The sequence below is a fragment of the Acidobacteriota bacterium genome, from assembly GCA_003225175.1.
In the GTDB taxonomy this organism is placed as follows: domain Bacteria; phylum Acidobacteriota; class Terriglobia; order Terriglobales; family Acidobacteriaceae; genus Gp1-AA112.
On record QIBA01000087.1, the window covers coordinates 1 to 5699 of the forward strand.

The 5699-nt window shown below is 28.7% G+C and carries 5 protein-coding genes; 3 read left to right on the forward strand and 2 right to left on the reverse strand.

All coding sequences use genetic code 11. The annotated features are described in order from the left end of the window. From DMG62_21850 to DMG62_21860, 3 genes are all read left to right on the forward strand, one after another. Positions 1-355: hypothetical protein (locus DMG62_21850; GenBank protein ID PYY20803.1), on the forward strand; the 355-nt coding region annotated here is incomplete at its 5' end. Between the two features lie 844 nt (positions 356-1199). After that, positions 1200-1445 carry a hypothetical protein gene (locus DMG62_21855; protein PYY20804.1) on the forward strand — a complete coding sequence of 82 codons (246 nt, stop codon included), beginning with the start codon at positions 1200-1202 and terminating at the stop codon, positions 1443-1445. Then, complete coding sequence (locus DMG62_21860; GenBank protein ID PYY20805.1) at positions 1436-1795, forward strand: hypothetical protein; 360 nt, start codon at positions 1436-1438, stop codon at positions 1793-1795. The genes DMG62_21855 and DMG62_21860 overlap by 10 nt, the downstream gene beginning before the upstream one ends. A gap of 834 nt (positions 1796-2629) precedes the next feature. Here DMG62_21860 and DMG62_21865 read toward each other — a convergent pair. Then, complete coding sequence (locus DMG62_21865) at positions 2630-3112, reverse strand: hypothetical protein (GenBank protein ID PYY20806.1); 483 nt, start codon at positions 3110-3112, stop codon at positions 2630-2632. Between the two features lie 92 nt (positions 3113-3204). Continuing rightward, the gene (locus DMG62_21870) at positions 3205-3462 is read right to left on the reverse strand and encodes a hypothetical protein (protein ID PYY20807.1); all 258 of its coding nucleotides are present in this window, start codon (positions 3460-3462) and stop codon (positions 3205-3207) included. Between the last annotated feature and the right edge of the window lie 2237 nt (positions 3463-5699).

A 5699-nucleotide genomic window follows, 5' to 3' on the forward strand; every position in this document is an offset into this window, starting at 1 on the left:
CAAAGAACGTATTAATGATCAATTCAATGACATGAAGTCTCAATTAAATGTGATAGAAGATAGAATTATTAATAACGAAGAGGCCGAAGAACGTATTAATGCTCAATTGAATGCAATGAATAATCAATTGAATGGGATGGAAGAAAGAATTGTTAAAAAAGTTAGGGATAATGAACAGAAAAAGTATAAACGCCAATTTGATGAAATGACGGCTATGGAAGATAGAATCGTGAATAAACTGACTACAGAAATTAATAATCTTGATATTGAAAATAAATCTAGTAAAAAACTGAAGACTACAGAAATTAATAATCGTAAAAAACAAGGAAGATATAATCTTGGAAATATAAAATAAAACCAAAAATTTTTTTTACGAATTTTAATCTATATACATAATTCAATAAAAATCATAAGTAAAATTACTTTTGTACATTGAAAATAAATTTATTACCGTTGCAAATGATTAAACTTTCTTAAATCAAATAATTAATACTAGTGATAAATTTTCAGGATTTAAATCTCCTGAAAGTATTTGGAATAGTGATATTAACGAAAGACATCAGGACCAGAGTTTATAAAGATTTGATTGAAGTTGCTATCTTAATAAAAAGTTATAAATTTAATAGCACTGGTTAAAGGCAATGAGAAATGAATTAAAGTCAGTTAATTCAAAATTCGTCCCTTCAAATTAAATCCTATCGCCAATTATACTCAAGTATGAAATACAATCAATTTTATATAAATACAGTATTCTTTTCTTTTTTTAAATTCACTTTTTATAATCATGATCACAGATATTAATCAATTACAATTAACTCAAAATTCTTAAAATTCAACATCTAGTTTTAAAATTTTATTATAGCCACGTAAAGTCAAATAAACTTATTATACTTATGCATCGAAATAGGTGAAGTATTCAAACAGATATTAGCCATATTGCTCGTCGGACAAGTCATATAAGAATGGCCAGACAATCAAAGGTATCACCCATTTCTAAAATTATAGATTTATTTCTATTTCACATGAGCATTAATTTAATTGGTGATTATTTTTTCTTTTATGCAATATCACGAATAATATATTTGCATTTATATTTGTGGCTTTTTTTCTTGTTTTTTTGATCATCTAACTAAAATTTGTGAGGAAAAAAACGTTTAAAAGCATAATCGAATTACATCTAATAAAACAGAAAATAAATAATGGATTGGATAGGCAATAATCAAAAAGATTTGTTTAATAAACTTCGTGATTTTTTTGACAAAGACGCGAAATATTCTAATTATACTCTGTTGAAGCTTGGTATGTTATATAATATATGTTGTCATTTTAAAGGTTACAATAAAATTATTAATAAAATTTATTTTAGCTATCAAAAGGTTGTTGAAGTAAGTAATTGTTATTTCAAGAATAATATTGACAATAAATTAATAACCGTTTGCGAATAATAATCATTAGTGAAACTAAAAGGATCAATGAATTAGAAGAAGAAAACAATCAGCTCAAAACAAATAATGATATCTTAATCAATAGAATACAAGCTCAGGAATCTTTATACATAAATTTTAAAGATCAATATAATTATCAGTGTCAACTTGTACAATTGTTAAATAATCAGCAATCAGAAATTGAACTTTTAATAAATCAAAATTTAGGATACAAATTAGAATTAGAAGGGGTTAAAGAAAAGATTGACAAAAATGAAAAGCTTAAGCAAATAATTGCAAATAAAGAAGATAATTTGAAAAGGTATAAAAGTGTTTATTCTATTATTTTCTATCAATTTCAAATGTTCTAACGATTTTATCATATATAGGTTATCTTCGTTATTAATTGATGTAAAGAGTATTGTTGACAAATTTTGATATTATTACAATTAATTTCAAATGAAAATATAAATATATATATTTTTATAAAAAAACAATGCTCACGTTTATTTTATCATCGTTATATGCTCAGTGTTAGCAAATGACCTTGAAAAGATATGTATTCTGAAAGTAACTTCGAAGTGTGTTCTATTTATTTAAATGAATCCATTAGAATTATTTGCAAACATGTATTCATAAACATTCACGTTTTTAAATAAAGGATGGAAGGTATTTATTGTCCAGGTTTTTAATCTGTCGTGTTAAATCCATCTCTTATTGTGCATTACAGTATAATCATTATGGAATTTAAATTCGATTTAAAATTTAATCCCCTTCAACTAGTATAATAAACCTATTGATAATCTAAAGAAACTCGAATGAGGGCTAATAAAAACTATCGTAATAAAATGAAAAACGAAATTAAAAATGTATCAAATACATTTAAGATCAAGTATAAAAAGCGATGAGACGCAATTCGTTAGGCGAGGTACTTTATTAAATCGTAATTGTAATTTTTTTTAAAAGTAATTTTATTTTATTAAGAAATAAATATGTGTAAAAGGTTTAAACGAAAAGTAAATGTAATAAATTAAGTTTTCGCTAATTAGTCGAGACTCTCTTGCGTTAAAGCAATTCAAACGAACCCCTGGTACAAGTACGCGCCTCGTTGCGAAACACATATATGAAACATTGGATCGTGCATAGCCAATTCGGTAAAACAGGCTTCACCTTCTTTATTATGCACGTCTTTTTTTCGATAAGAATTAATAAATAAATATAATCAGGTCTGTGTAGTTATTATAAAATGAAGGATTAGAATTGTGCCATGCGCTAATTCTAAACGCGCACTCAATCAAAAAAAGATATATCAATGGTAAATTATATACAACAAACACGATCATACATGTGAAAGTAAAACATTTAATGCTATATTTTTTAATGAAAATGCAAAATGAAATGAAAGTGAAATAAATGAATAATATTCTATTAGTTATTATTATATCCTCGTCGTCAAACTCTGAGAATTCTTTAGGTTTTGTAGAATATTTCCATTTTGAACCCTTAAACTTCTTTGCTTTAATACTTTTTGTTGTAGGTTTGGATTTTTCTTTATATATAATTGGACCATTAGTTATAATCAATTTTTCTTTATATTTAATTGGACCATTCGTTATAATCGATTGAACACCGTTGTATTTTAATTGAATGAGGCAAATGTTAATATAGTCTAAATTATCAAATTTCATAAGTGTATAAATATATAAAAAACTAACCTTCAAATATATTGTTCGCTTTTATATAGGAGTCATTTTTTAAATCTGAAATTGTTAGATTGTTTTTATAACAACGAAAAATATAATATGTAAAATAACGTAACATTACTTTTTACGATAAGTTCCAGATAATGCTTGTCACCTTTTAATTGTTCAGGTAACGAATTGATCATGTTTAAAATATAATTAGTCATTGTTGTAAAAACTGGTTTATGTAAGTTCGAAAAACTGATATGGAAAAGCAAACGTGCAATTTCGTATATAAAAATTGCGTTTTCAACAAATTTTTTTTTATAAAAACTGGTTTCTTGCATTTCTTGCATGAGAAAAATTATTTTTTGAGAAAAAGGGCTTGTTATTAATAAATTATTACAGTAGCACAAATAATACAGTACTACAGTAGTCCTTATCTCAATTATAATATAATCAACAGTTTAATAAACTAGTCCTGTAATTTTTATTGTACTTTAAGGTATAATCTTGTTTTTTGAAAAAATTATTATTATGTAACCCTATTATGCAGTATGCAAATCAGTATGCAGTAAATTTCCTGTTACTATTCTCAATGGATGTTCATTATAAATAAAAAAAGTATATTCTTTCTTCAATAAAAAATCTAAAAAAGAAAGTAGTAGTAACAACGAGGTAACTATTTCTTTATAATATACTTTTAGCGCAGTGTAAAATCCAAAGGGGACACTACTGCTGGCGATGTTTAGTCGCTGAGACAGGTCGTTCAATACAGCTTTACAAATATGGGAGACATAATTGCTCTTTAACTGCTTCAACTGGAGGTTTTCAAATGCGTATAAGTAATGGGGAGCATGTTTTAGATATTAGATTTTAGAGATAGCATTTATTTTGTTTTGGCATCTTACGAAGCTGTTAACCTTGAGTTCTGTGAGCGGTGAGACTGCGACGAGTTAGTGTGAGTAGGTCGTATGACTGAAACCAAAACCTCTAATCAAAGCTATACGCGAGCAGTACCACAGAAGGCAGCGGGCTTATAAGACCAGGCTTACAGGCGAATTTAACCTTCGCTTGACTATCATTTTAGCCTTTGTTGACACTGATCACTCGTACTTTCAAGTTGGGATACTCGTTATTAAAATTGAAATATTCCCTGTAGTAGTTTTAATTGTCCGAGAGCTGAAAGCTGAGTTAATCGATATAGTGAGATGTCCGAGGTCATAAGGTATGACATAGCATAATACGAGAAGCAGTTGCGAAGTTTAAGTAGCAATTGGTCTGGTCATAAGTGCCCAGAATATCTTTGGCGCTAAAGATACTTCCACTTTTTACGTCTTGAGTGAAACACTACTGAAAAATACTAGTAAAGTAGGTAGGACTGAGTAACTCCTTACTGATTTCGAAGGACGTTAAAGCCGATATACGGTGCGGGCCATATTCACATCTCACGTGATTAGCTCTGTCATTTATGTTTGAGAAATTTGGACATTCTTTTATTTCGAGTAGTTAGTCATATTTTAAAAATACTAGTATTAGCTTTCATTCTTTAACGAATAATTTAGAGTACATTCAGAGAACCGATGTATCACTTTATGACTCTGTATCTTTAATTATTATGTGAAACAAAAGGTCACCTTCATTTGCGGTCACTTGATGTATTTAGATCCTATCACTGCACGACTGTAAAGTTACGATATATTCAAGGTGTAACAAAGTTTGGGGAGTGTTTTAATAGCACACCTCCGCTGTGATTGAAGTACTAAAAAAAGGACCGCTTTTAATCTAGAGGACCCGATTACTAGTAACATAATTACATTCGTAGCTTTATGTACTTATATAATTATTGGTTATATTTATTTAAGTGTATATTACTTACTGGTTACCTGTTTCTTTTTTTATGAAACAGATATGTATACATTTATTAGGAATTAAGTTTTAGAAAGTAAACCTCTCGAAAGTGAATTCGGATGCGAACGCATTGGTGGTAAGTATCTTTACTTACTGGTAATTGGGTGTATGGGTACAGTAGTAACAATATAAGTAGAGCTGTCGCTTGTGACTTTATCTCTACTTCGTCCATTGCACAGTGGGCCAAGATTGTGGTAAAGCAGCACTTGAGAGTGTCTGTGGGGTAGTTAGAACAAAGTGCAAGTGAAATCCATCTCACATGATATGTGTGAGTGCCACATCAATGTTAGAACAGCTGAACGTGACAATACATGGTACAGAGTAAAACCATAACGTCATATGATAGGCGATGTTAGATAACTATTACCACATTGTTTATTTTAGATACATATGTTATGTGGTATCGTTCATCCCGTAAATATGAATATGTTACTGAAGAAGACTATAATTCAGCGTTGTTAATTACACTTAGAAACGATCCTGGTTTGATAAGTTTAGAGGAATGGAGAGAAAATATGATTATTGTCTCTATGTGTAGTTATGCAGTTTGCATTATGTATAGGATGCAACTGCTGTATGAGATTAATCTACGAGAGATTGAAGTTAGGGCCAGAGGTGCTTGGATAGAATGTTGGTTAAAGAGATGTAATATGTTCACATCTTTCAAATACTTAGTAGGATA

Coding starts and splice junctions, on each gene's coding strand:
- DMG62_21855 (PYY20804.1), top strand. CDS start 1,200: ATGGATTGGATAGGCAATAATCAAAAAGATTTGTTTAATAAACTTCGT.
- DMG62_21865 (PYY20806.1), bottom strand. CDS start 3,112: ATGAAATTTGATAATTTAGACTATATTAACATTTGCCTCATTCAATTA.
- DMG62_21870 (PYY20807.1), bottom strand. CDS start 3,462: ATGCAAGAAATGCAAGAAACCAGTTTTTATAAAAAAAAATTTGTTGAA.